Annotated in this window: 28 protein-coding genes; 5 read left to right on the top strand and 23 right to left on the bottom strand. The window is 59.6% G+C overall.

Going from position 1 to position 24322, the window contains the following annotated elements; all coding sequences use genetic code 11:
* Positions 1–79 precede the first annotated feature (79 nt).
* The 15 genes from ybgF to GQX66_RS06345 form a co-directional block, all read right to left on the bottom strand.
* Entirely contained in the window at positions 80–919 is an 840-nt protein-coding gene (gene ybgF / locus GQX66_RS06275) for a tol-pal system protein YbgF (protein ID WP_007951199.1), read from the bottom strand.
* 6 nt (positions 920–925) lie between these two features.
* Complete coding sequence (pal, locus tag GQX66_RS06280; protein WP_003178634.1) at positions 926–1423, bottom strand: peptidoglycan-associated lipoprotein Pal; 498 nt, start codon at positions 1421–1423, stop codon at positions 926–928.
* Between the two features lie 52 nt (positions 1424–1475).
* On the bottom strand, positions 1476–2756 hold the full coding sequence (gene tolB / locus GQX66_RS06285) for a Tol-Pal system beta propeller repeat protein TolB (protein WP_162831782.1): 1281 nt from the start codon (positions 2754–2756) through the stop codon (positions 1476–1478).
* 17 nt (positions 2757–2773) lie between these two features.
* Positions 2774–3853 (bottom strand): cell envelope integrity protein TolA, encoded by a 1080-nt coding sequence (gene tolA, locus GQX66_RS06290; RefSeq protein WP_011335641.1) that lies wholly within the window; start codon positions 3851–3853, stop codon positions 2774–2776.
* Positions 3853–4305, bottom strand: a complete 453-nt coding sequence (gene tolR / locus GQX66_RS06295) for a protein TolR (protein WP_162130475.1) — start codon at positions 4303–4305, stop codon at positions 3853–3855. Before tolR ends, tolA begins: the two co-directional genes overlap by 1 nt.
* 23 nt (positions 4306–4328) lie before the next feature.
* Complete coding sequence (gene tolQ, locus GQX66_RS06300; RefSeq protein ID WP_007912733.1) at positions 4329–5024, bottom strand: protein TolQ; 696 nt, start codon at positions 5022–5024, stop codon at positions 4329–4331.
* Positions 5014–5481 carry a tol-pal system-associated acyl-CoA thioesterase gene (gene ybgC / locus GQX66_RS06305; protein ID WP_007951203.1) on the bottom strand — a complete coding sequence of 156 codons (468 nt, stop codon included), beginning with the start codon at positions 5479–5481 and terminating at the stop codon, positions 5014–5016. The genes tolQ and ybgC overlap by 11 nt, the downstream gene beginning before the upstream one ends.
* Before the next feature lie 127 nt (positions 5482–5608).
* The gene (gene ruvB / locus GQX66_RS06310) at positions 5609–6670 is read right to left on the bottom strand and encodes a Holliday junction branch migration DNA helicase RuvB (RefSeq protein ID WP_064383750.1); all 1062 of its coding nucleotides are present in this window, start codon (positions 6668–6670) and stop codon (positions 5609–5611) included.
* Positions 6671–7279, bottom strand: coding sequence for a Holliday junction branch migration protein RuvA (gene ruvA / locus GQX66_RS06315; protein ID WP_007951205.1), 609 nt, complete (start codon positions 7277–7279; stop codon positions 6671–6673).
* Positions 7280–7393: 114 nt separating this feature from the next.
* Positions 7394–7921, bottom strand: coding sequence for a crossover junction endodeoxyribonuclease RuvC (ruvC, locus tag GQX66_RS06320; RefSeq protein ID WP_007912737.1), 528 nt, complete (start codon positions 7919–7921; stop codon positions 7394–7396).
* 101 nt (positions 7922–8022) lie between these two features.
* Complete coding sequence (locus GQX66_RS06325; protein WP_085745204.1) at positions 8023–8769, bottom strand: YebC/PmpR family DNA-binding transcriptional regulator; 747 nt, start codon at positions 8767–8769, stop codon at positions 8023–8025.
* 124 nt (positions 8770–8893) lie between these two features.
* Positions 8894–10669, bottom strand: a complete 1776-nt coding sequence (aspS, locus tag GQX66_RS06330; protein ID WP_007951209.1) for an aspartate--tRNA ligase — start codon at positions 10667–10669, stop codon at positions 8894–8896.
* Positions 10670–10777: 108 nt separating this feature from the next.
* Complete coding sequence (locus tag GQX66_RS06335) at positions 10778–10999, bottom strand: zinc ribbon domain-containing protein (protein WP_007951210.1); 222 nt, start codon at positions 10997–10999, stop codon at positions 10778–10780.
* 113 nt (positions 11000–11112) lie between these two features.
* Positions 11113–11460 (bottom strand): ribbon-helix-helix domain-containing protein, encoded by a 348-nt coding sequence (locus tag GQX66_RS06340; RefSeq protein ID WP_085745205.1) that lies wholly within the window; start codon positions 11458–11460, stop codon positions 11113–11115.
* Positions 11461–11705: 245 nt separating this feature from the next.
* Positions 11706–12176, bottom strand: coding sequence for a Dps family protein (locus tag GQX66_RS06345; protein ID WP_039766007.1), 471 nt, complete (start codon positions 12174–12176; stop codon positions 11706–11708).
* Between the two features lie 309 nt (positions 12177–12485).
* Between GQX66_RS06345 and GQX66_RS28495 the strand changes: the two genes are divergently transcribed.
* Positions 12486–13088, top strand: coding sequence for a cold-shock protein (locus GQX66_RS28495; protein WP_007951213.1), 603 nt, complete (start codon positions 12486–12488; stop codon positions 13086–13088).
* A gap of 94 nt (positions 13089–13182) precedes the next feature.
* On the opposite strand, the gene GQX66_RS06355 is transcribed toward GQX66_RS28495, so the two are convergent.
* The 3 genes from GQX66_RS06355 to GQX66_RS06365 all read right to left on the bottom strand — a co-directional run bounded on the left by GQX66_RS06355 (position 13183) and on the right by GQX66_RS06365 (position 14641).
* Complete coding sequence (locus GQX66_RS06355; RefSeq protein WP_007951214.1) at positions 13183–13389, bottom strand: SlyX family protein; 207 nt, start codon at positions 13387–13389, stop codon at positions 13183–13185.
* A 2-nt stretch (positions 13390–13391) separates the two neighbouring features.
* Positions 13392–13817, bottom strand: a complete 426-nt coding sequence (locus tag GQX66_RS06360; RefSeq protein ID WP_240867549.1) for an HIT domain-containing protein — start codon at positions 13815–13817, stop codon at positions 13392–13394.
* Positions 13818–14287: 470 nt separating this feature from the next.
* Entirely contained in the window at positions 14288–14641 is a 354-nt protein-coding gene (locus GQX66_RS06365) for a hypothetical protein (RefSeq protein WP_134020340.1), read from the bottom strand.
* A 75-nt stretch (positions 14642–14716) separates the two neighbouring features.
* Between GQX66_RS06365 and GQX66_RS06370 the strand changes: the two genes are divergently transcribed.
* On the top strand, positions 14717–16075 hold the full coding sequence (locus GQX66_RS06370; RefSeq protein ID WP_240867552.1) for an OprD family porin: 1359 nt from the start codon (positions 14717–14719) through the stop codon (positions 16073–16075).
* A 123-nt stretch (positions 16076–16198) separates the two neighbouring features.
* Here the strand turns inward: GQX66_RS06370 and GQX66_RS06375 are convergent, their stop codons facing one another.
* Positions 16199–17038, bottom strand: coding sequence for a mechanosensitive ion channel domain-containing protein (locus GQX66_RS06375; RefSeq protein WP_007951217.1), 840 nt, complete (start codon positions 17036–17038; stop codon positions 16199–16201).
* Between the two features lie 138 nt (positions 17039–17176).
* A complete protein-coding gene (locus GQX66_RS06380) occupies positions 17177–17662 on the bottom strand; it encodes a YajQ family cyclic di-GMP-binding protein (protein ID WP_007951218.1) in 486 nt (161 codons plus the stop codon).
* A 140-nt stretch (positions 17663–17802) separates the two neighbouring features.
* Here GQX66_RS06380 and GQX66_RS06385 point away from each other — a divergent pair, with 140 nt between their 5' ends.
* Genes GQX66_RS06385 through GQX66_RS06395 form a run of 3 tightly spaced genes read left to right on the top strand, consistent with a single transcriptional unit; the run spans position 17803 to position 21387 of the window.
* Entirely contained in the window at positions 17803–18720 is a 918-nt protein-coding gene (locus GQX66_RS06385; protein ID WP_240867562.1) for a putative 2-dehydropantoate 2-reductase, read from the top strand.
* 45 nt (positions 18721–18765) lie between these two features.
* A complete protein-coding gene (locus GQX66_RS06390) occupies positions 18766–20802 on the top strand; it encodes a HAMP domain-containing sensor histidine kinase (RefSeq protein ID WP_085745209.1) in 2037 nt (678 codons plus the stop codon).
* Between the two features lie 3 nt (positions 20803–20805).
* Positions 20806–21387, top strand: a complete 582-nt coding sequence (locus GQX66_RS06395) for a cob(I)yrinic acid a,c-diamide adenosyltransferase (RefSeq protein WP_240867565.1) — start codon at positions 20806–20808, stop codon at positions 21385–21387.
* A gap of 39 nt (positions 21388–21426) precedes the next feature.
* Here GQX66_RS06395 and GQX66_RS06400 read toward each other — a convergent pair whose 3' ends face one another.
* The 3 genes from GQX66_RS06400 to argJ form a co-directional block, all read right to left on the bottom strand.
* Entirely contained in the window at positions 21427–22371 is a 945-nt protein-coding gene (locus GQX66_RS06400) for a Nudix family hydrolase (protein ID WP_240867573.1), read from the bottom strand.
* Positions 22368–23000, bottom strand: coding sequence for a glutathione S-transferase family protein (locus GQX66_RS06405; protein ID WP_240867575.1), 633 nt, complete (start codon positions 22998–23000; stop codon positions 22368–22370). The genes GQX66_RS06400 and GQX66_RS06405 overlap by 4 nt, the downstream gene beginning before the upstream one ends.
* 62 nt (positions 23001–23062) lie before the next feature.
* Positions 23063–24280, bottom strand: a complete 1218-nt coding sequence (argJ, locus tag GQX66_RS06410; RefSeq protein ID WP_064383762.1) for a bifunctional glutamate N-acetyltransferase/amino-acid acetyltransferase ArgJ — start codon at positions 24278–24280, stop codon at positions 23063–23065.
* Positions 24281–24322: the final 42 nt, after the last annotated feature.

Consider the following 24322-nt stretch of genomic DNA (forward strand, 5'->3'; position numbering starts at 1 on the left):
GCGTGTTTCATAAAAGGGCGTGAATTCTAACGAAAAAACCCGCGACAAGCGCGGGTTTCTTCCAAACGGGTCAAAGCTGTTACATGCGTTGCAGATCGCGCTGGGCCAACTGAGCGGCGGAGGTACCCGGATACTGGGCCACCACCTGCTGCAGAATGCCTTTGACCTTGTCGGTATGACCGAGGCGGCGCTCTACGTCAGCCAGCTTGTACAGCGAATCCGGCACTTTGGCGTGCTTGGGATACAGCTGCGACACCTTGGCGAAAGCCTGACCTGCACCTTGCAGATCGCCTTTTGCCAGGTTCACTTCACCCAGCCAGTACTGGGCGTTGCCCGCATATTGGCTGTTCGGGTATTTACGCAGGAAAGCGGCAAACGCCTGGCTGGCCTTGTCGAAATCCTTGGCCTTGATCAGGTCGAAAGCTGCGTCGTAATACAGCTTTTCCTTGGCCGGATCAGCCGGTTCGCCACCCGCAGCAGGTGCCTGGGCGGCCGCAGCGGCCCCGGCTCCAGCGGCGGCACCGGCAGCAGCACTTGCATCGCCACCGGCAGAAGAATTCTCGGGAGTCGCGGCAGGTGCAACGCCGGATCCTATGCGCCGATCAAGATCCTGGTATCGCTCCAGGGATTCCTGCTTCATGCGCGAAACTTGGTTCTGCAGTTCTTCGATCACGCCTTGCTGGCGCGATATCTGATCCTGCATTTGTTGCAGTTGGTTGAACAGCATGCCGTTTGCCGAGGCAGGGGCCGAAGCCGCTCCCCCGGCATAGGCGCCGTTCGTACCGTAACCTGCAGGCGGATAACTGCTCCCGCTATTGTTATAACCGGAGTTGTCATCGACCACAGGAACCGCAGCCCATGCCGCAAGCGGCGCGAGGCTGAGAGCCAGAACAGTTACAGCACGACGGCACGTTCGCATATCGAATTACTTACGCAGTTCGACGCGACGGTTTTGAGCCCAGGACTGCTCGTCGTTGCCGGTAGCAACTGGACGCTCTTCGCCGTAGGAAACCAGTTCCAGCTGAGCTGGGGAAACACCTTGCAGTACCAGGTAGCGCTGAACGGCTTTCGCACGACGCTCGCCCAGTGCCATGTTGTACTCACGAGTACCACGTTCGTCGGTGTTGCCTTCCAGAACAACGCGAGCGCCGTTTGCTTTCAGGTCTTTGGCGTGAACGTCCAGAGCGCGCATGGCTTCTGGCTTCAGGTCCGAGCTGTCGTATTCGAAGTAGAAGGTGGTGATTGCGCGCAGAGCAGCTTCTTCGCTCAGGGAACCGTCAACTGCACCAGTGTTTGCGCCGTAACCAGCGTTTGGATCAACAGCGCCTTCACCGGCGTTGTCGCCGCCTTTGGACGAGCAACCTACAGCTACAGCCATGGCCAGAGCCAGCGCAGCAAATTTACCAAACTTCAGCATTTCCATCGTGAAACTCCTAATGAACCCCAGTGTGTTAAGTAAAACGTAAAGCGCCGCGTCAGTTCAGGTAAGGGGACCAGGACGGTTCTCTGACTTCGCCTTGAGCGGTAGGAAGCGGGAGCCTCACGCGTCCATTAATGGACACGAGCATCAAGACTCCCCGGCCCTGCTGGCGGGTGGCGTAGATTACCATGGTGCCGTTGGGCGCAACAGTAGGCGACTCGTCCAGAGTGCTATCAGTGAGGATTTTTACACTTCCGCGCTGCAAATCCTGGGCCGCCACTTTGAAATTGGTGAAACCGTCCTGACGATGGATCATCACCAGGGTCTTTTCATCCGCCGAAAGCTTGGGGTTGGCGTTGTAGTTGCCCACGAACGTCACACGCTCGGCACCACCGCCACCGGCACTGGTCTTGTAGATCTGCGGCTTGCCACCACGGTCGGAGGTGAAGTAGATGGTCGAACCATCCTTGCCCCAGTACGGTTCGGTGTTGATGCCAGGACCTGCGGTCACACGGGTGATCTGACGCGAACCGAGGTTCATCACGTAGATGTCCGGGTTACCATCTTTCGACAGCACGAACGCCAGGCGATTGCCGTCCGGCGACCAGGCTGGCGCGCCATTCAGGCCTTCGAAGTTGGTGATCTGCTCGCGGCGACCGGTGTCGATGTTCTGCATGAAGATGCGCGGACGCTTCTGCTCGAACGACACGTAGGCGATACGCTTGCCGTCCGGTGCAAAACGCGGCGACAGGATCGGCTCGCGCGATTGCAGCAGGGTCACGGCGCGGGCGCCGTCATAGTCCGAGCGCTGCAGGGTGTAACGGGTGTTCTTCTCGGAGAAACGCTCGGCTGTGACGTACAGCAGGCGAGTCGAGAATGCACCTTTAATACCGGTCAGCTTTTCGAACGACTGATCGGAGATGAAGTGCGCCATGTCACGCAGTTGTTCGGTGGTACCGGACACACTGCCGTCAGCCACTTTCTGCTCGGTGGCGACGTTGAACAGAGCCCACTGCACCTGCAGACGGCCACCGGCCGGCGCGATGCTGCCGACCATCATGTATTGCGCGCCCACCGCCTTCCAGTCACGGAAGATGATTTCGCTCGGCTGGCTTGGCTGGCTGATCATGTTTTGCTTTGGAATCGGCGAGTAATAGCCCGAGTTGCGCAAATCGTTACCAATGATTTCAGCCATGTCATCCGGCAGGACGGCACCGCCCTGGAAACCGAACGGTACGACGGCGATCGGAGTTGCCCGATCGCTGCCGCTGGTGACCAGAATGTTCTTTTCATCCGCCATCGCGATCCCTGCCATGCAGCAGATCACGACCAGCATTCCTCGAAGAAGGTTTCTCACAAGGCTAGATCCTCAGGTGTGAATGTCATCTTGAATGAACGATACGGAGCGAAATCGCTCGGCTTCATTCCCTGCATTTCCGTCAAACGTCCAATATTCTTGACCGCTGCCACTGCCGACGCATCGAACGGACCGTCGCCACTGGACTTGGCCACGCTGACCGAAGTCACCGTACCGTCCGGCAACATGCCGATCTGCAGCACAACCGTCATGCCTTTGCGTGCCGAAGGTGGACGTGCCCAGCCTTCCGCTGCCCGCGCACGAATCAGGTCATCGAAACTGCCCGCGACTTCATCGCCCTGCTCATCGGCCAAGGCCTGCTGGCGCTGCGGCGTGTCGGAAAGCAAATCTGCCAGGGCCTGAGCCTTTTTGTCTTCGGCGGATTTACGTGCCGCGTCCTGCGCTTTCTTCTTCGCAGCATCGGCAGCAGCTTTCTTCTTCGCGTCTTCGGCGACTTTCTTCTTCGCCTCTTCAGCTTCAGCTTTCTTCTTGGCGTCTTCGGCGGCTTTCTTCTTCGCGTCTTCGACGATCTTCTTCTTGGCTTCTTCAGCGGCCGCTTTCTTGGCCTCTTCTTCAGCAGCCTTCTTGGCTTCTTCTTCGGCTTTCTTCTTGGCTATATCAGCCAATTGTTTCTCTTCTGCCTTCTTGGCTTCGGCGGCTTTCTTCGCGTCGTCGGCTTTCTTGGCTTCATCAGCCTTCTTCGCCTCGTCCGCTTTCTTCGCCTCATCGGCCTTCTTGGCTTCCTCGGCCTTTTGAGCCGCTTCTTCTTTCTTTTGTTCCGCAGCCTTCACCGCTTCCTGCTCGACCTTTTTCTGCTCCATCTGCTCGACTTCGGTCTGGCGTGCGGCGGATTTCTTCGCCTCACCCGCAATCTTCTGATTGGTCTGGGTGGTTGCCTGACTTTTCGATTTCAGCTGGTACAGGGTCGCCTGGACAATCGGCTTGGCCGGCGGCAGCTCCGGGGTCAGGGCGAAACTGACGAACAGCATGCCGAACACCAGCACGTGCAAGCCAATCGCCCAGACACTAGGCCAGAAGTAGCTTTCCGAGGCGGACGGCTCTCGCTGTTGCTGCATCAGGGCGCCTCGGTGATCAAGCCAACGTTACCGACCCCGGCTTTCTGCAACCCGCCCATGGCGCCCATGACGGAGCCATAATCGACGGACTTGTCGCCACGGATGAAGACCTGGGTACGCTTGCCGCCTTCAGTGCCGGCGCGAATGATCTTGGTCACCGCGTCGGTCATCTGTGGCAGGGTCATGGCCCGGTCCTGCTGCTTCTCGGTGTCGACTTCGCTGCCAAGGTTCCAGTAGTAGGTCTTGTCCGACTTGATCGAAATGGTCAGCACCTGGGTGTTGTTGTCCTGCGGCAAGGCTTCGCTGGAAACCTTGGGCAGATCCACTTTCACGCCCTGATTGAGCATCGGCGCAGTCACCATGAAGATGACCAGCAGCACCAGCATCACGTCGATGTAAGGCACTACGTTCATCTCGGCGACCGGCTTGCGCTTGTGTCGGGCTCGAGTGATTAAAGCCATCGGGAAATACCTGCTTATTCTTCGCTGGTGTGCACTTTGCGGTGCAGGATCGCCTGGAATTCATCGGCGAAGGTGTAGTAGCGGCTCAGCAAGGTTTCGCTGCGGGCAGAGAAACGGTTGTAAGCGATAACGGCCGGGATCGCGGCGAACAGACCGATCGCGGTGGCGATCAGGGCTTCGGCGATGCCCGGTGCCACGGTGGCCAGGGTTGCCTGTTGGGCGCTGGCCAGACCACGGAAGGAGTTCATGATCCCCCAGACGGTACCGAACAGACCGATGTACGGGCTGACGGAACCGACGGTGGCGAGGAACGGCAGGCTCTGCTCGAGCTTTTCTTCTTCACGGGAGATGGCGACACGCATGGCACGGGCCACACCTTCCATTACCGCTTCAGGGTCGACACCTGGCTGCTGACGCAGACGGGAGAACTCCTTGAAGCCGGCACGGAAGATCTGCTCGACACCCGAATCCGGATCCGGGTTGCTGCCGGCCTGACGGTAGAGTTTGGACAGGTCGATACCCGACCAGAAGCGCTCTTCGAAGCTCTCCAGGGCACGTCGACCGGCGCGCAGCAGGTTGCTGCGCTGAAAGATCATGATCCATGAGGTCACCGATGCGGCTACCAGGGTCAACATTACCAACTGCACCACGATGCTGGCATTGCTGACCAGGCTCCACATGGAGGAATGGTCGACGACGTTAGCTTCCACGCTTTATCTCCTGCTTTGAGTGTGTACCCGTGCCGACCGCGTCGGCAAAGGCCGCACGCAGGTCTTCGGGAAGGGCCCGGGGTTTCAAACTGTTAGTGCGCACACAGGCCACCAGAAACTGCCCTTCGCAGAGCAGCACATTATCCGTTGCCCGCCTGACCTGCTGTCGAAAGCGCAGGCTGGCACGGTTCAATTCGATTACATCAGCGCTTACCAGAAGCTCGTCGTCCAGTCGCGCCGGCGCGTGATAACGCGCTTCGCTGGAATGCACGACGAACAACAGGTCCTCCCCTGCCAGCGCCGACTGGGCAAAGCCCAGCTCCCGGAGCCGCTCGGTTCGAGCCCGTTCCATAAACTTGAGGTAATTAACGTAATACACGATGCCGCCCGCATCGGTGTCCTCGTAATAAACGCGACAACGATGTGCGAACGGCTCAAGCCCGTTTTGCGCGCGCATACTCTAGTGCTTACTCCTCGGGTTGCCAATCCGGCCAGGCAACTGTTTTTCATTGTTCGAAGGCTTTACCGCAAAAGTACCGTCCTGAGACAGTACAAACGCTGAATAAATCGACAATAAATGTGTATTAATCGTCCACGGCATCGAGAAACTCGTCTACCACGGGCATCTCGCCCATTCGTGTCGGAATGTTTAAACCAAAATGCAGGTACGCGTGACGAGTAACCACCCTGCCCCGCGGCGTCCGCATGATGTAACCCTGCTGAATCAGGTAAGGCTCGAGCACGTCTTCAATGGTGTGGCGTTCTTCGCTGATCGCTGCCGCCAGACTGTCGATGCCCACCGGACCACCGTCGAATTTCTCGATCATGGTCAACAGCAGACGCCGGTCCTGATGATCGAAACCGTGCTCGTCGACATCCAGCAAATTCAGCGCCAGATCCGCGACAGCCTTGGTGATGTGGCCCTTGGCGCGGACTTCGGCGAAATCCCGCACCCGGCGCAACAGTCGGTTGGCGATCCGCGGCGTACCACGGGCGCGGCGGGCAATCTCGAACGACCCTTCCGGATCCAGCGGCAAGCCGAGGATATTCGCCGAACGGCTGACAATCGTCGCCAGGTCAGCGGTGCTGTAGAACTCGAGACGCTGGACGATGCCGAAACGGTCGCGCAACGGGTTGGTCAGCATGCCCGCCCGCGTGGTTGCACCGACCAGGGTGAACGGTGGCAGATCAAGCTTGATCGAACGCGCCGCCGGCCCTTCACCGATCATGATGTCGAGCTGGAAATCTTCCATCGCCGGGTACAGCACTTCTTCGACGATCGGCGACAGACGATGGATTTCATCGATGAACAGCACGTCGTGCGGCTCAAGGTTGGTCAACAGCGCCGCCAGATCCCCCGGACGTTCCAGCACCGGGCCGGACGTGCTCTTGATCGACACGCCCATTTCCTGGGCGATGATGTTCGCCAGCGTGGTTTTACCCAGCCCCGGCGGACCGAAGATCAGGGTGTGGTCGAGGGATTCGCTACGGCCACGGGCGGCCTGGATAAACAGTTCCATCTGCTCGCGAACGGTCGGCTGGCCGATGTATTCGGCCAGGCTGACGGGACGTATCGCCCGATCCTGGACTTCTTCGCGCTCACGCGGACTGTGCGTGGCGGCGATCAGACGATCAGCTTCAATCACTTAAATCATTCCCTTCAGGGCGCGTCGAATCATGTCTTCGCTGCTCAGGCCTTTCTCTTTGATCGCGGAAATCGCCTTGCTCGCTTCCTGTGGCTTGTAGCCCAGGGAAATCAGCGCGCTGACCGCATCGTTCTCGGCGGTGTTGACCGGCGCCGGGCCGTCCGGCTGGTTCGGCACCAATGCGAACATGGCCGGCGAGGTTTCCCAGGCCTTGAAGCGATCCTTGAGTTCGACCAGCAGACGCTCGGCAGTTTTCTTGCCCACGCCCGGCACCTTGGTCAACGCCGAGGTGTCCTGGGACTGCACGCAGCGGATCAGCTCGTCGACTTCCAGACTCGACATCAAGGCCAGGGCCAGTTTCGGCCCCACACCATTGAGACGGATCAACTCGCGAAAAAAGTCTCGCTCACGCTTGCCGGCAAAACCATAGAGTAACTGCGCGTCTTCGCGTACGACCAAATGGGTGTGCAAGGTCAGCGGTTCACCGACCGACGGCAGACGATAAAGGGTGGTCATGGGCACTTCCAGCTCATACCCGAGGCCGTTTACATCCAGAATCAGGTGCGGCGGCTGTTTCTCAGCCAGAGTGCCGCGCAAGCGTCCAATCACGTTTCAGATCCTTGAGCGTTGGCCAGCCGTGGGCTGGCGACCGACAGAACATGGATTGACGGCCGACGACCCAGGCGCGAAATCCACATTCCGTGAAATTGACTGCTGATGCTATCAGAGACGCAGGCGCCCGCCACGACTGCGTGCCGCTCCCAAGCCGTGCGGCAACAGACTGGAGCGGGTGTGGGCGTGACAAATGGCAATCGCCAGGGCATCCGATGCGTCGATTTGCGGTTTGCTGGTCAGCTTGAGCATGTGCATGACCATCATCTGCACCTGCTCTTTATTGGCAGCGCCAGTCCCCACCACAGCCTGCTTGACCTGGGTGGCCGTGTACTCGGCGATTTCCAGGCTTTCTTCGGCGCCGGCAACGATAGCGGCCCCACGGGCCTGCCCGAGCTTCAGCGCCGAATCGGCGTTTTTCGCCATGAACACCTTTTCGATGCCCATGGTGACCGGGCCGTAGGTCTGGATGATTTCCCTCACGCCGCGATAGACGATCTGCAACCGCTCATGCAGCTCGCCGGCACCGGTGCGGATACAACCCGAGGCGACATAGATACAACCGCCGCGTCCGGTATCGCGAACAATGCCGTAACCGGTAATGCGCGAACCGGGGTCGATACCAAGAATTAAAGTCATAAGCCTGCTGGTTCGAAAAAACACAAAAACAAATGTGGGAGATCCCGTGCTTGAGGGTAAGCCTCAAACACGGAATCTCCCACATTGAATCGTAGTCGCTCTTAACCGAGCTGAGCGGCCACGTCTTCCGGAATGTCCGCGTTGGAGTAGACGTTCTGCACGTCGTCCAGGTCTTCCAGCATGTCGATCAGCTTGAGCACCTTCTCGGCGCCCTCCAGATCCAGTTCGGCGCTGGTGGTCGGCTGCATGACGATTTCCGCGTCATCACCCTTGAAGCCGGCGGCTTCCAAGGCATTGCGTACCGCGTAGAAACCGGTGAACGAGGTGAACACGTCGATCGAGCCGTCTTCGTGGCTGACCACGTCGTCGGCATCGGCTTCCAGCGCCGCTTCCGTCAGTGCGTCTTCGTCGACGCCCGGGGCAAAGCTGATCTGCCCCTTGCGTTCGAACAGGTAGGCTACCGAACCGTCGGTACCGAGGTTGCCGCCACACTTGCTGAACGCGTGGCGAACAGCTGCTGCGGTGCGGTTGCGGTTGTCGGTCATGCACTCGACCATCACCGCCACGCCACCCGGGCCGTAACCTTCGTAGGTCAGCTCTTCAACGTTGTCGGCTTCGGTCGCGCCGGCGCCACGGGCCACGGCACGGTCGATGATGTCGCGGCTCATGTTGGCGCCCAGTGCCTTGTCCAGCGCCAGACGCAGACGCGGGTTGGAGCCCGGATCACCGCCGCCCTGACGGGCCGCCACGGTCAGCTCGCGGATCCACTTGGTGAAGATCTTGCCTCTCTTGGCATCCTGGCGTTCTTTGCGGTGCTTGATGTTCGCCCACTTGGAATGACCTGCCATAACTCGCTCCGAATTCTCTTGAACAATGCCCGCCATGCAAGTGCATCGGCCAGCAAAAAAATCTTGTTTTCAATCACTGCAGAAAGAAAAAAGGCGCATCCGAAGATGCGCCTTCAGGCCCGTCTTACTCGGCCTTTGGCGTTTCGCGCAAACGAATGTGCAATTCGCGCAATGCCTTCGCATCCACGACACCCGGCGCCTGCGTCATCACGTCGGCAGCACTCTGGGTTTTCGGGAAGGCGATCACTTCACGGATCGACTGGGCGCCGGTCATCAGCATCACCAGACGGTCCAGACCGAAGGCCAGACCACCGTGCGGCGGCGCGCCGTATTTCAGGGCGTCGAGCAGGAAGCCAAACTTCTCTTCCTGTTCCGCTTCGTTGATGCCCAGCAGACGGAACACCGCCTGTTGCATCTCTTTACGGTGGATACGGATCGAACCGCCGCCCAGCTCGGTGCCGTTCAGCACCATGTCGTAGGCACGGGACAGAGCGCCGGCCGGGTTGGCTTCCAGCTCTTCCGGCGAGCACTTCGGCGCGGTGAACGGGTGGTGCAGAGCCGAGAAGCTGCCGTCGTCGTTCTCTTCGAACATCGGGAAGTCGACGACCCACATCGGCGCCCATTCGCAGGTCAGCAGCTTCAGGTCGTGACCGAGCTTGATACGCAGCGCGCCCAGGGCTTCGCTGACGATCTTGGCCTTGTCGGCGCCGAAGAACACGATGTCACCGTCGACTGCGCCAACGCGATCGAGGATCACGTTCAGGTTGGCTTCCGGGATGTTTTTCACGATCGGCGATTGCAGACCGTCAACACCGGCAGCGCGCTCGTTGACCTTGATGTACGCCAGGCCCTTGGCACCGTAGATGCCGACGAACTTGGTGTAGTCGTCGATCTGCTTGCGCGGCATGCTCGCCCCGCCTGGTACGCGCAGTGCGGCGATACGGCATTTCGGATCGTTGGCAGGGCCGCTGAAGACCTTGAAATCAACTTCTTTCAGCTGATCGGCCACGTCGACCAGTTCCAGCGGGTTACGCAGGTCCGGTTTGTCGGAACCGTAACGGCGCATGGCTTCTTCGAAGGTCATGTGCGGGAATTCACCGAATTCCAGATCCAGCACTTCCTTGAACAGGTTGCGGATCATGCCTTCGGTCAGGCCCATGATGTCTTTTTCGTCGAGGAAGCTGGTCTCGATGTCGATCTGAGTGAACTCAGGCTGACGGTCGGCACGCAGGTCTTCGTCGCGGAAGCACTTGGCGATCTGGTAGTAGCGGTCGAAGCCGGCAACCATCAGCAGTTGCTTGAACAGCTGTGGCGATTGCGGCAGCGCGAAGAACGAACCGGCGTGGGTACGGCTCGGCACGAGGTAGTCACGCGCGCCTTCCGGAGTGGCACGGGTCAGGATCGGTGTTTCGACGTCGAGGAAGCCGTTCTCGTCCAGGTAGCGACGGATGCTGGTGGTCATGCGCGAACGCAGACGCAGCTTCTCGGCCATTTCCGGACGACGCAGGTCCAGGAAGCGATAGCGCAGACGGGTTTCTTCGCCAACGTCGGAGAACTCGTTCAGCGGGAACGGCGGGGTTTCCGACTCGTTCAGCACTTCGAGTTCGTAGCCCAGCACTTCGATCATGCCCGACGCCATGTTGGCGTTGGTGGCACCGGCCGGACGCAGACGCACCTTGCCGGTGATCTTCACGACGTATTCGCTGCGCACGCGATCGGCGGCGGCGAAGCTCTCGGCGCGATCCGGATCGAACACTACCTGGGCCAGACCGTCACGATCACGGATATCGAGGAAAATCACCCCGCCGTGGTCGCGACGACGGTGAACCCATCCGCAAAGGGTAATTTCCTGGCCTTCCAGGCTTTCGTTCAGTTGGCCGCAATAATGGCTGCGCATCATGGTAGTGGTTCGCTTCTCGTAATTCGAAATTCGGTGGAGATCCCGCTGCACTCAAGCACTGTGCAACTAGTGGAAACTCGCGCGTGTCGTTCGACCTGGGTTTGAACCCTAGTCAGATTTGTCGCCACCGGCCAGATTCTTCTTCGCGCCGGTCTTGAAATCGGTTTCGTACCAGCCGCTGCCGCTGAGGCGAAAGCCCGGCATCGACAGCTGCTTCTTGAGTTCCGGCGCCTGGCAGGCAGGACAATCGACCAGTGGTGCGTCGCTGATCTTTTGAATGGCTTCCAACTGATGACCACAGGAAGCACATTGGTAATCGTACATCGGCATGGGGTTGTCTCGGCAATCAGATTGCCAGCACGCGCAGGGCTGTGCGGCGAAAGAGCGGGATTATATCCATTAAATGCGGCCTGTGCAGCCGGAAGACTGCACAGGCCGTCTCGTCAGTGACATCCCGCGCCGTGCATCCCCGGAGAATCCCGTAGACCATGCACCACACACACCACCCGTATCAGACCGCTGAAGTTTTTCACCCCGCCATGGCGCAGGTGAACTTCACGATCGACACGGGACAACAGCGTGCCGACCGAACAGCAATTGTCCTCGGCCATCCGGCCCAGGATGTTCCAGTAAACCTGCTCCAGCCGCATGCAGGTCGCGAACCCGTTCAAGCGTACCGATCGGGACAACGGCCGGATCAGCTCCATGTCGAACCCGCCGAGAAACGGCTCCTCGAACTTGTCCTGCTGTAAAACGACAGCAATGTCGCCTCGCCTGTCTCCACCTTCCATATTGCTGACACTCCTTTGTCATTTCTGCGCCTGTGATCAAGGCGAAATCCTGAGATCTCATTAAAAGCGCAGGTGCAAAGGCAGATCCAGATGACTTTTTGACCATCCACGTAGGATAAGCCAACGCGATACGGAGGATCATGGAGCGGTGGGGTGTCTTCCTTGTTTCCTACCGTCGTGAGTGAAATTTCCGGGGGAACAAGAGAACAGCGCACGAACCATGGATGTCCATGCGCTTCCCTTCATCAAGCCTCGAGCAGTGCGCGCAACATCCACGCGGTTTTCTCGTGAACCTGCATGCGCTGGGTCAGCAGGTCGGCGGTTGGCTCATCGCTGACTTTATCCAGCAAAGGGAAAATCCCCCGCGCCGTGCGGGTGACTGCTTCCTGACCTTCGACCAGCTGCTTGATCATGTCCTCGGCACTCGGCACGCCCACCTCTTCTTTAATGGAGGAAAGACGTGCATAAGTCGCATAGGCGCCCGGCGCTGGGAAACCCAGCGCCCGGATGCGTTCGGCGATCGAGTCGACCGCCAGTGCCAGTTCGTTGTATTGCTCCTCGAACATCAGATGCAGGGTCCGGAACATCGGCCCGGTGACGTTCCAGTGGAAGTTGTGAGTCTTCAGATACAGCACGTATGTGTCGGACAGCAGGCGCGAGAGCCCTTCGACGATGGATTTGCGGTCTTCTTCACTGATACCGATATCGATTGCCATGCTTACCCCCTAACGGCGATTGAAATTCATCCAGCAGGTGTCGGTTCACTGTAGCAAGGCCACCCCCACCCCGCAGCCCCCGTATCGACCCGATAGAGGCGACAAATCGTCCCACGCGTTGCCGCTGGCCGGCGTGATTTGAGTAGCCGCAGGCTTTGCTGTTAAATAGGCAGTGTGTCGCTACGCCCCGTTTTCCGGGCCTGCGCATAGGCTGATGCCGTGCACGTGTCCAACGCCTCTTATTGTTCCGAAGCGAACCGTGCGCCTTCAGCTCTTCCTTGTGAGCCGTCATAACGTGAGTCAATAAAAATGTTGAAAATCGTCCACCTGCTAATGGGCGCAGCAGCCTTGCTGCTGTCCTTCATACCCAGCCTGAAGTCCGAAGCGGTACCTTACCTGCAACAACCCGATGCACTTTACCTGGCCTTTTTCGGCCTGCTGAACCTGATCCTTGCACCAGTTATCCCTTACTGGAACAAAGGTCCGCGCCAGCATCTGCAAAATCTGGTCAGCGCCCTGCTGGTCCTGACCGTTGTCCTGCAAACACTGACCCTGATCGCGCCGATGCCTGTCATCGCCGGCCAGCCAGCCGTGCTGTTCAGCCTGGTGATCGCACTGGTCGCCGTGGTTCTGCACCTGGCCGTCAGCTTCTACAAATCCTCCCCGGCCGCCGCCGCGCAAAGCTACGACATGAGCAACCGCGATACCGGCACCGTCAAGTGGTTCAATACCTCCAAGGGCTTCGGCTTTATCTCCCGGGATTCCGGCGATGATATTTTCGTGCACTTTCGCGCCATCCGTGGCGAAGGCCACCGCGTTCTGGTCGAAGGCCAGCGCGTGGAGTTCTCGGTGATGAACCGTGACAAGGGCCTGCAGGCCGAGGACGTGATCGCCGCCCTGCCGCGTCGCTGATCCAAGTCTCCCGCAATAAAAAAACCGCGAACAGCCAGGCTGTTCGCGGTTTTTTAATGAATGCGTTTTTAACGGGAGCACGCCCGCGCACTTCTCAATAGTGTGGCGGCGGTGCGTCTTCTTCGAAAGAACCGAACTGGCCCACCATCTCTTCCTGGCGCTTGAGTACCGCTGCCATCTGCAATTGCAGACGCTCGACCACTCGCTGCTGCTCCACCAGCACATCGTTCAATGCCTGAATGGTGTCGTCCTGAAACGCCAAGCGACTTTCCAGCTCGGTAACGCGTTGCTCGAGGCTCATGATCAGCCCTCCAGAAAGGTGAATTCTTCGTCCAGCACCATACGCAGGCGCTCGCGAATCGCGGCCACTTGCTCGGCACTGTAAGGCCTGGCGGGATGTTTGCCCCAGACCGGTGCCGGCCAGGCGGCGTCGTCCCGTTTACGCACGATCACATGCATATGCAGCTGGCTGACCACATTACCCAGGGTCGCCACATTCATCTTGTCGGCGTCGAAGGAGTCCTTGAGCACCTCGGCCAGGGCCGTGGTTTCCTGCCACAGGCGCTGCTGGTCGGCGACATCCAACTGAAACAACTCGCTGATATCGTCGCGGCGAGGCACCAGGATGAACCACGGGTAGTTGGCGTCGTTGGACAACAGCAGTCGGCAAAGCGGGAAATCGCCGATAGTCAGCGTGTCCTGTTGAAGTCGTGGATCTAAAGCAAACACTGCGCGCACTCCCGGCGAAATGACCTGTTTTCAGCTTAGCGCCCCGCTGTGAAAGCAGCGCGCCAAGCGACTGGACGGCAGCATACCTGCGATTGGAGTGACCTTCACGGCGAACAGCGTTGCCACGAGAATTCCTCCACGCCCCGGAATGTGACATTTATGCCTCGCATGCACCAGGACAGAACCGGGAATGCGAATAAATCGAGCAAAATGACCGGCGCACACCTCAGCGTTTACGTTCATCCAGCGACCCAACTGTATGAATTCAGTACAGCCTTTGAATTTTTTTGCACCAAAACCGCACAGTGCGTCTACGCTCAGTGCGTCGGGCATCCGCCGAATACTCACCGACGGGGTGAACCGGTAACGTTTTTGGTTGTCGCGCTGCGACTTTCACGGAGCAACACCATGCGAAGGATGGCGTCAAGCCTGTTTGAAAGGCCCTCGAAGCCCCCGGTTTTATGAGGTTTTTACAGCGTCAGACGAGCACCTTGAAAAAAACCGGAACAATTCAGCGGTTTGTGCACGCTTGTTGCATTCATACCCATATGGACTATAAGCGCACCACAAGAAGTGGATGCCTTGAGCCCCATAAAAACAGTGGCAGGGTTGCCCGATGGAGATTCAAGCGTTTTGCCAAGGGACTCTTTTTTACCGATGCTCAAGCCCTGTAAAACAGCGCTGAAGTTGTCAGTCCCATTGCATTTGGACTGTAAATTTGCGACATCTACCAAGCCGTTTGCGACACGCTCGTAAAGAAGCTGAAAGGTTGGATTCGCAAGTATCGCCAACATGGTCGGCGTGATATAAGTTTGCGCCGACACAAAAAGAAAGAGCCGCCCAGATAATAAAACAGGTGGGACGGCAGTACTCTTCTAAAACCAAAGGAGCAAATCACGATGCGCGTGATGAAGTGGAGCATGATCGCACTGGCAGTTGCTGCAGCTGCCAGTACTCAGATGGCTACGGCCGCACCGTTCGTAAGTGACCAGGCTGAAGCCAAAGGCTTTGTTGAAGACGCGAAAGCTGATTTGCTGATTCGCAACTATTACTTCAACCGTGACAACAAAGACCGTGCCCGGGACGTGAAAGACTGGACCCAAGGTATCTGGGGCAACTTCAGTTCCGGTTACACCCAAGGCACTGTTGGTGTCGGCGTTGATGCATTCGGTTACCTGGCCATTAAACTGGACGGCGGTGATGGCACCAGCGGTTCGGGCAACATGAGCCGTGAGACCACCCCGGATGCCCGTGGTGTCCGCGAAGCCAACGACAGCCAGGGTAAAGCCGGCGCTGCTGTTAAATTCCGCGTTTCCAAAACCGAGCTGAAATTCGGCGAAATGAGCCCGAGCACCTCTCCAGTGTTCGCTATTGGCGGTTCCCGTATCCTTCCTCAAGTGGCTACCGGCTTCCAACTGCAGAGCAGCGAAGTCAAAGACCTTGATCTCGAAGCCGGTCACTTCTACTCGGCTTCCAGCCAGGACAAAAACGATAGCCGCGGCGATCTGTATGCAAACTACGCGGATGGTGGCAGTGGTGTTGCAGCCAAGTCGATCGACTATTTCGGTGGCAAGTACGGCATCACCGAAAATCTTTCCGCATCGTTGTATGGCTCCAAGCTGGAAGACATTTGGAACCAGTACTACGCCAACGTGAACCTCACCACCCCGTTCGGTGGTGACACGTCGCTGAACACCGACTTCAACATCTACCGCACCACCGATACCGGTAAAGCGAACGCGGGCGACATCAGCAACACAACGTTCTCGCTGGCTACTGCTCTCTCGTTCCTGAAAGCACACACCATCACCCTGGCCTTCCAAAAGGTTAACGGCGATACCCCGTTCGACTACATCGGTGTGGGCAAGAACAACCGCGGCGGCGACTCGATTTTCCTCGCCAACTCCATCCAGTACTCCGACTTCAACGCTCCTAACGAGAAATCTGCCCAGATCCGTTATGACTTGAAAATGGCCGAGTACGGCGTTCCAGGTCTGAGCTTCATGACCCGTTACGTGAAAGGTTGGGACATCGACGGTACCAAAACTCCAGCAAACAGCACTTATGCCGGTATGTACGGTGAAGACGGCAAGCACAACGAAACCAACTTCGAAGCCAAGTACGTTGTTCAGTCTGGCCCGGCCAAAGACCTGTCCTTCCGTCTTCGTCAAGCCTGGCACTTTGCTAACGCTGACCAAGGCGAAGGCGACGTGAAAGAGTTCCGTCTGATCGTCGACTACCCGCTGTCGCTTTTGTAATCGCACCGAGTTAGTTGCGGTAACAAAACAAAAAGGCCCATCTTCGGATGGGCCTTTTTTATTGCCTGTCACTTGTAATAGATGCCTGACCGACAAGTCAGGCAATTAATTAGCAACCTATCATTACACCGCCGATTCCTGAACCACACGAATCACTCGTTGCGGAAAAGGAATATCAATGCCTGCAGTCTTTAAACGATCACGGGACTGTTCGTTAAACATGAACATCACATCCCAGTAATCCGCGGTTTTAACCCAGACGCGCAGAGAAACAGTGATCGAACTGTCACCCAGTGTCGAAATAACAGCCTGAGGTGCCGGATCCTGCAGAACACGATCATCCTTGGCCAGATCCAGCAGCACCTGACGGGCCTTTTGCAGATCGGCTTCGTAATCCACACCTACGTCGAACACAACCTTGCGGGTCGGCTGACGGTTGGTGTTGGTGATGATGCCGTTCGACAGGTTGCCGTTCGGCACGATGATGGTCTTGTTGTCACCCGTGCGCAGCACGGTGTGGAAGATCTGGATGCTGTCGACAGTACCCGCCACACCCTGGGCTTCGATCCAGTCACCGATGCGGAACGGACGGAACAGCAGAATCAGCACGCCGCCGGCGAAGTTCGCCAGGCTGCCCTGCAACGCCAGACCGATGGCCAGGCCGGCCGCACCGATCGCCGCGACGAACGAGGTGGTCTCGACGCCGATCATCGACGCCACGCTGACGATCAGCAGCACCTTGAGAATGATGTTGGCCAGGCTGCTGATAAAACCTTGCAGCGCCAGGTCGGCATTGCGCAGGGCCAGCAGGCCGCCGAGCTTTTGCGTGACCTTGTTGATCAGCCACCAGCCGATGGCCAGGGTAATCACCGCCAGCAACACACGACTGCCGTATTCCATGATCATCGGAATCCACGCCTGGGACGCCTTGACCAGGTTGTCCACCTCAGCATTCAAATCCATCTTTTATCTCCTGATTGCCGGCTTCCCGGGCTGTAAAAAACCAGCGGCAGAAAGACCGGGCCGTAAAGGGCTCAATCGTTTCTGCCGTTGCTTGGGCCTCGGACGCTTTAAACGCCGAGAGGTTCCCGACCGAAAAGCTTAGTCGCGGAAGTTGTTGAACTGCAGTGGCATGCCGAATTCCTTGGCACGCAGGGCCGCGATGGCTTCCTGCAGGTCGTCACGCTTCTTGCCGGTCACACGCACCTGCTCGCCCTGAATGGCGGCCTGTACCTTGAGCTTGGCTTCCTTGATGTGGCCGACGATCTTCTTCGCCAGTTCCTTGTCGATGCCTTCCTTGAGGACGGCGTCCTGCTTCATCAGCTTGCCCGAGGCGAAGGAATCTTTGACTTCAAGGCACTGCACGTCGATCTTGCGCTTGACCAGGGCCAGCTTGAGGATCTCGATCATCGCTTCCAGCTGGAAATCGGCTTCAGCGGTCAGGTGGACGGTCAGGTCCTTTTCCTTGAATTCAAAGCTGCCCTTGCCTTTCAGGTCATAACGACGATCGAGTTCCTTCACGGCGTTCTCGACCGCGTTGGTGAGTTCGTGTTTGTCCAGTTCGGATACCACGTCGAACGACGGCATGTAATCTCTCCAATAAAAAGGCGCGCTCGTACGGGACGCGGCGCGCTTGGCTTGCGGTTAAAATCGGGCTCATTATAACGGGTCTTTTCCCACCGACACGGCGAGCCTTGCATGCCTGTACCTTACCGAGTGAAAAACTGATGTCCACCCCCTGGCACGTCCTCGGCGCCGGAAGTCTGGGCACGCTCTGGGCCACGCGTCTGGCCCGGGCCGGATTGCCGGTCCGGCTGATCCTGCGCGACCTCGACCGCCTGCACGACTATGCAACGGCGGGCGGCCTGACCCTCGTCGAACAGGGCGTGGCCAGCCATTACGCGATCCCCGGCGAAACCCCGGACAGTCCCGGCCCCATCCGTCGCCTGCTGGTGGCCTGCAAAGCCTACGACGCCGAAGCGGCCGTGGCCGGGCTTGCCCATCGCCTGGCACCGGACGCCGAACTGATTCTTTTGCAGAACGGCCTCGGCAGCCAGGAAGCAGTCGCCGCGCGAGTCCCGCAGGCCCGCTGCATCAGCGCCTCCAGCACCGAAGGCGCGTTTCGCGACGGCGACTGGCGCGTGGTATTCGCCGGCCACGGCTACACCTGGCTCGGCGACGCCGGCCATCCCGTGGCGCCATTCTGGCTGGACGATCTTGAGGCGGCAAAAATCCCCCATGAATGGAGCGCCGACATCCTCACCCGCCTGTGGCGCAAACTGGCGCTCAACTGTGCGATCAATCCGCTGACGGTGCTGCACGACTGCCGCAACGGCGGCTTGCAGCAACATCACTGCGAAGTCGCCACGCTGTGCGGCGAACTGACCGAGCTGCTCGAACGCTGCGGGCAACCGGCGGCGGCGGACAACCTGCAACAGGAAGTGGAGCGGGTGATCCAGGCCACGGCGGCGAATTTCTCGTCCATGTATCAGGACGTGGCCAATAAACGCCGCACCGAGATCAGCTATCTGCTCGGCCATGCCTGCAAGGTCGCAGAGCGTCATCAGTTGAACCTGCCGCATCTCAAGCAATTGCAACAGCGGCTGACCGCCCATCTGCACAGTCTCGGATTGCCCGTCGACTGAGCAGCGGCTACGCTGGCCACTTGTTCCTTTGCTGCGATAAACCTGATGCCATTGCGCCAGCGTCTTGAAAACCTGCCGGTCGGCCAGAAACTGCTGGCCGCCCTGCTGGTGCTGTTGACCACTGTGTTGTTGGTCGCCAACCTGACCTTTATCAGCGCCGCCTATTACATTTCCCAGGAAAGCATGGCGCCCCAGGCGTTGCAGACCATCGGCCGGCTGGTGTCCAACCCGAGTCTGGTGGCCGAAGCCTTGCAGTCGCCGCAAAGCGCCGAGCGCCTGCTCAAGGAGCTCGACAGCTATTCCCCGCTGCGTGCCGCCGCTTTATATGACGGCAAAGGCGAACGTCTGGCGCAACTGCAACACGGCGACAAACTCAAACTGCCGGAACGCTACCGGCACATCGAAGCCTGGCAACTGACCGAGTTTCGCAGCAACCAACTCATCACCCTGCCCCGCCCCGGCACTGCACCGGGCCACCTGCTGTTGGTGGCCAGCAGCGAACTGCCAGTCGCGTTCTACACCGGCACACTCACGGCCAGTCTGGGGATTCTGATTTTCAGTGTGCTGCTGTGGCTGGTCATCGCCCGGCAGATCAAGCGCCTGATCACCCGCCCGATCCATCAACTGGAAGAACTGTCCCGCCAGGTCACCCGCGAAGAGAACTACGCCCTGCGCGCCTCCCGGGGTAACCATGACGAAATCGGCAGTCTGGCCGAAGCGTTCAACACCATGCTCTCGCGTATCGAGGCCCGGGAACAGCAACTCAAGCGCGCCCGCGATGACTCGCAAGCAGCTTACGATCAGGCCCAGGGTCTGGCTGAAGAAACCCGCCACACCAACCGCAAGCTGGAGCTGGAAGTCCAGGTGCGCAGCAAGATCGAGAAAAAACTCACCGGGTTCCAGAACTACCTCAACAGCATCATCGACTCCATGCCCTCGGCGCTGATCGCCCTCGACGAACAGCTCTACGTCACCCAATGGAACCAGGAGGCCAGCGCCCTTTCCGGTACCCGGCTCGACGAAGCGCTGAACCAGCCGATCTTCCTCGCCTTCGAGCCGCTCAAGCCGTTCCTGCCGCAACTCAAGCAGACCGTCGAGCAACACACGGTGGCGAAGATCGAGCGGGTGACGTGGTTCAAGGACGACGAACCCAAGCACTACGCCCTCACCTTCTACCCATTGATGGGCGGCGCCGGGCGCGGCGTGGTGATCCGGATCGACGACATTACCCAGCGCCTGTCGCTGGAAGAAATGATGGTGCAGTCGGAGAAAATGCTTTCCGTGGGTGGCCTTGCCGCCGGCATGGCTCACGAGATCAACAACCCGCTGGGGGCGATCCTGCACAACGTGCAGAACATTCGCCGACGCCTGTCGCCAGACCTGCCGAAGAACCTCGAACAGGCCGAGCAACTGGGCATCGAACTCGATACCGTGAACCGTTATCTGCAAGGTCGGGAAGTGCCGCAACTGCTCGACGGCATTCAGCAGGCCGGGGCGCGGGCGGCGAAAATCGTCACCCATATGCTCAGCTTCAGCCGCCGCAGCAATCGCCAGATGGCACCGTGCGACCTGCCGGCACTGATCGATCAAGCGGTGGAAATCGCTGGCAATGACTTCGACCTGGCCATTGGCTTCGACTTCAAGGGACAGGCGATCATTCGCCAGTTCGACCCGGCGCTAGGCCCGGTGCCCGGCACCGCCAACGAACTCGAACAGGTGCTGCTCAACCTGCTGAAAAACGCCGCGCAGGCGATCCACCAGCGCGAAGATGACAGCGAGCCGGGGCGAATCACCTTGCGCACCCGGCTCAATCCGCCCTGGGCCGAGATTCAGGTCGAGGACAACGGCATCGGCATGAGCGAGAACGTGCGCAAGCGCACCTTCGAGCCATTCTTCACCACCAAGGAAATCGGCCAGGGTACGGGCCTCGGCCTGTCGGTGTCGTACTTCATCATCACCAACAACCACAAAGGGCAGATGGAAGTGCAGTCGGCGCCGGGGCAAGGCACCTGCTTCACCCTGCGCCTGCCACTGGCGCAACCGGCGCCCATCGCCGCCGAAACCAATCAACTACCGAGGTAAACCATGGGCTTTCGCTTGTCGAAGATCTACACCCGCACCGGCGACAAGGGCGAAACCGGACTCGGCGACGGCCGCCGGGTGCCCAAGGACCACCCGCGCATCGAAGCCATTGGCGAGATCGATACGCTGAACAGTCAGGTCGGCGTGCTGCTGGCCGGATTGATCGCCGAGCGCGAAACCTGCCCTGGGCTGAATGAACTGATCGACGTGTTGGCGCCCTGCCAACATCGGCTGTTCGACCTTGGCGGTGAACTGGCGATGCCGGAATATCAGGCATTGAACGCAGCAGAAATCGAACGGCTGGAAGCCGCTATCGATGTCTGGAACGAGGAATTGGGGCCACTGGAGAATTTCATTCTGCCGGGCGGCTCGATACTGATTGCCCAGGCCCATGTCTGTCGCAGCCTGGCGCGCAGTGCCGAGCGGCGTTGCCAGCATTTGAATGCGATCGAGCCGTTGGCCGGGGTTGGCCTGGCGTATATCAATCGCTTGTCGGATCTGTTGTTTGTCGCGGCCAGACTGATCGCCCGGCGCCAGGGCATTGCCGAGATTCTGTGGCAACCGGCGGCGAAACCTGAGAGCTGATCACTCCCACGCCAGGCGCGGGAGTGATCGGGTGCCTATTCAGGCCTCAGGCCAGAACGCCCGAATCCCCGCCACACCCTGAGCCCCGGCATCCCACGCTTTTTCGCGCTCCGCCGGGCCGACTCCGCCCAACAGAAACACCGGTTTGCTGAAGCCTTCGATCAGCGTCGAAGCCTGCTCCCAGCCCAACGGCTGTGCATCCGGGTGAGTCAAGGTCGGCTGCACTGGCGACAGGGTGACGAAATCCACGCCCATCTGCTCGGCCAGCGCCAGCTCTTCAGCGTTGTGGCAGGACGCTGCCAACCAGCGCTCCGCCGGCAGCGGACGCCCCGCCGCCGCGTACTTGCGCAACTGCGCCGAAGTGATGTGCCAGCCCGCGGCCGGGAAATCGCCCAGCCACTCGAACGGGCCCTTGATCATCAACTGCGCCTTGCCGGCGCACAGTCCGACCGCGTCTACCGCAAGGTCGCGGTATTTCGGGTCATAACCATTGGGCGCACGCAGCTGGATCAGCTTGATGCCACCGGCGATTGCCTTCTGGATGCCGCGCAGCAAGGCCGGGGTTTCCAGGTCTTCCGGGGTGATCAGGTATTCGGCGGGCAGACGCGCGGCCGCGACGATCGGCTGGTTGGCCGCCGGGAATTCGTAATCCGTCAGCTCCTTGGCCGAAACCCAGGCCAATGGCTGGCCTTCGGCACCATGGGGTTCGCCGGTAAAGCTCGAGACTTCCCAGACATCCAGCAACACCTGTTTGTCCGGGTAATCGTGGCGCACCTTGATCAGCGGCCGCGCGGCGCCGACGACAATGCCCAACTCTTCGTGCAGCTCGCGGGCCAATGCTGTTTGCACCGACTCATCGGCTTCGACCTTGCCACCGGGAAATTCCCAGAGGCCGCCCTGATGCTGGGTATCGGCACGCCGGGCGATCAGAATCTTGCCGCTGCCGTCACGAATGACGGCGGCGGCGACGTGTACACGTTTCACGACTGCAATTCCTCCAGTCCTGCCTTTTGCCAGGCCTTGAAGGCCGGCCACTGGTAGACGGTTTCAACATAGGCTTCATCATCGGCCGACAACTTCACCTGATAGGTGCGCAGGCGCACGGCAATCGGTGCGAAGAACGCATCGGCCAGCGACACCCGACCAAACAGGTAAGGCCCAGGCTCGGTCGCGACGGCGCGGCATTCGGCCCACAGCGCGAGCATGCGCTCGACATCGACCTTCACTTCCGGCGGCACCGGGTTGAGCGGCGCGTCGTGGCTCAGGTTGAACGGCATGTGGTTGCGCATGGCGAAGAAGCCGCTGTGCATCTGCGCGCAGGCGGATCGCGCCTGGGCTCGGGCGAAGGTATCAGTCGGCCAGAGTTGTTCGGAAGGAAACTGCTCGGCCAGGTATTCGGCAATCGCCAGAGAATCGGCGACGGTGCCACGGGCGGTTTTCAGCAGCGGCACCTTGGCGGTCGGCGAGTGCGCCAGCAGCCGCTCGCGGGTGTCGGGCTTGCCGAGTTTGACCAGTTCTTCGGTGTAGGGCGCGCCGGTCAGTTCAAGCGCCAGTGCCGCGCGCAGGGACCAGGAGGAAAGCAGTTTGTCGCCGATGATCAGGTGAAGGCTCATGTTCGGGTCCTTTCATGGGACAGAAGAAAAGGAGGTCCGCAGACCTCCCTCTTCGGCAGGGATCAGGTGCGGTATTCGGCGTTGATCTTCACGTACTCGTGGGACAGGTCGGTGGTCCAGATGGTTTCGCTGCAATCGCCGCGACCCAATTCGATACGGATGGTGATTTCTTCCTGCTGCATCACCGCCGAGCCCTGGGCTTCGGTGTAGGTCGCGGCGCGGGCGCCACGGCTGGCGATGCACACGTCACCGAGGAACACGTCGATCTTGCTCACGTCCAGATCCGGCACGCCGGCACGGCCGACGGCGGCGAGGATGCGGCCCCAGTTCGGGTCGGAGGCGAACAGTGCAGTCTTGATCAGCGGCGAGTGGGCCACGGTGTAGCCGACGTCCAGGCATTCCTGGTGATTGCCGCCGCCGTTGACTTCAACGGTCACGAACTTGGTCGCGCCTTCGCCGTCACGCACGATGGCCTGGGCCACGTCCATGCACACCTCGAACACGGCCTGTTTCAGCTTGGCGAACAGCTCGCCTTCTGCACGGGTGATTTCCGGTAGCGCAGCCTTGCCGGTGGCGATCAGCATGCAGCAGTCGTTGGTCGAGGTGTCGCCGTCGATGGTGATGCGGTTGAACGACTTGTTGGCACCGTCCAGCATCAGGTTTTGCAACACGTCGCGGGAGACTTTGGCGTCGGTGGCGATGTAACCGAGCATGGTCGCCATGTTCGGACGGATCATGCCCGCGCCTTTGCTGATGCCGGTGACGGTGATGGTCACGCCGTCATGCTGGAACTGGCGGCTGGCGCCTTTTGGCAGCGTGTCGGTGGTCATGATGCCGGTGGCGGCCGCTTCCCAGTTGTTTTCCGACAGATCGTCCAGCGCGGCCTGCAAGGCGCCTTCGATCTTCTCGACCGGCAGCGGCTCGCCGATCACGCCGGTGGAGTAAGGCAGGATCTGGCTGGCATCCACGCCGGTCAGTTCAGCCAGTTTGGCGGTGGTGCGCTCGGCAGCAGCCAGGCCTGGCTCGCCGGTGCCGGCGTTGGCATTACCGGTGTTGGTCAACAGGTAGCGCACCGGGTTCTGCACGCGTTTCTTGGCCAGGATCACCGGCGCTGCACAGAAAGCGTTCAACGTGAACACGCCCGCCACGGTGGAACCTTCGGCGCAACGCATCACGACGACATCCTTGCGCCCCGGGCGCTTGATGCCGGCCGAAGCGATACCGAGTTCAAAACCGGCAACCGGGTGCAACGTTGGCAAAGGACCAAGACCAACAGCCATGAATGCGCTCCTTACTCAATGATGTCAGCACCGCCAAGCGTA

It is taken from the genome of Pseudomonas sp. B707 (assembly GCF_022496685.1).
Classification (GTDB): Bacteria; Pseudomonadota; Gammaproteobacteria; order Pseudomonadales; family Pseudomonadaceae; genus Aquipseudomonas; species Aquipseudomonas paraglycinae.

Bases quoted from the DNA above. Each gene is read 5' to 3' on its own strand.
- ybgF (WP_007951199.1), bottom strand. From the start codon at position 919: ATGCGAACGTGCCGTCGTGCTGTAACTGTTCTGGCTCTCAGCCTCGCG.
- pal (WP_003178634.1), bottom strand. From the start codon at position 1,423: ATGGAAATGCTGAAGTTTGGTAAATTTGCTGCGCTGGCTCTGGCCATG.
- tolB (WP_162831782.1), bottom strand. From the start codon at position 2,756: ATGCTGGTCGTGATCTGCTGCATGGCAGGGATCGCGATGGCGGATGAA.
- tolA (WP_011335641.1), bottom strand. From the start codon at position 3,853: ATGCAGCAACAGCGAGAGCCGTCCGCCTCGGAAAGCTACTTCTGGCCT.
- ybgC (WP_007951203.1), bottom strand. From the start codon at position 5,481: ATGCGCGCGCAAAACGGGCTTGAGCCGTTCGCACATCGTTGTCGCGTT.
- ruvC (WP_007912737.1), bottom strand. From the start codon at position 7,921: ATGACTTTAATTCTTGGTATCGACCCCGGTTCGCGCATTACCGGTTAC.
- GQX66_RS06325 (WP_085745204.1), bottom strand. From the start codon at position 8,769: ATGGCAGGTCATTCCAAGTGGGCGAACATCAAGCACCGCAAAGAACGC.
- aspS (WP_007951209.1), bottom strand. From the start codon at position 10,669: ATGATGCGCAGCCATTATTGCGGCCAACTGAACGAAAGCCTGGAAGGC.
- GQX66_RS06335 (WP_007951210.1), bottom strand. From the start codon at position 10,999: ATGCCGATGTACGATTACCAATGTGCTTCCTGTGGTCATCAGTTGGAA.
- GQX66_RS06340 (WP_085745205.1), bottom strand. From the start codon at position 11,460: ATGGAAGGTGGAGACAGGCGAGGCGACATTGCTGTCGTTTTACAGCAG.
- GQX66_RS06345 (WP_039766007.1), bottom strand. From the start codon at position 12,176: ATGGCAATCGATATCGGTATCAGTGAAGAAGACCGCAAATCCATCGTC.
- GQX66_RS28495 (WP_007951213.1), top strand. From the start codon at position 12,486: ATGTTGAAAATCGTCCACCTGCTAATGGGCGCAGCAGCCTTGCTGCTG.
- GQX66_RS06355 (WP_007951214.1), bottom strand. From the start codon at position 13,389: ATGAGCCTCGAGCAACGCGTTACCGAGCTGGAAAGTCGCTTGGCGTTT.
- GQX66_RS06370 (WP_240867552.1), top strand. From the start codon at position 14,717: ATGCGCGTGATGAAGTGGAGCATGATCGCACTGGCAGTTGCTGCAGCT.
- GQX66_RS06375 (WP_007951217.1), bottom strand. From the start codon at position 17,038: ATGGATTTGAATGCTGAGGTGGACAACCTGGTCAAGGCGTCCCAGGCG.
- GQX66_RS06380 (WP_007951218.1), bottom strand. From the start codon at position 17,662: ATGCCGTCGTTCGACGTGGTATCCGAACTGGACAAACACGAACTCACC.
- GQX66_RS06385 (WP_240867562.1), top strand. From the start codon at position 17,803: ATGTCCACCCCCTGGCACGTCCTCGGCGCCGGAAGTCTGGGCACGCTC.
- GQX66_RS06390 (WP_085745209.1), top strand. From the start codon at position 18,766: ATGCCATTGCGCCAGCGTCTTGAAAACCTGCCGGTCGGCCAGAAACTG.
- GQX66_RS06395 (WP_240867565.1), top strand. From the start codon at position 20,806: ATGGGCTTTCGCTTGTCGAAGATCTACACCCGCACCGGCGACAAGGGC.
- GQX66_RS06405 (WP_240867575.1), bottom strand. From the start codon at position 23,000: ATGAGCCTTCACCTGATCATCGGCGACAAACTGCTTTCCTCCTGGTCC.
- argJ (WP_064383762.1), bottom strand. From the start codon at position 24,280: ATGGCTGTTGGTCTTGGTCCTTTGCCAACGTTGCACCCGGTTGCCGGT.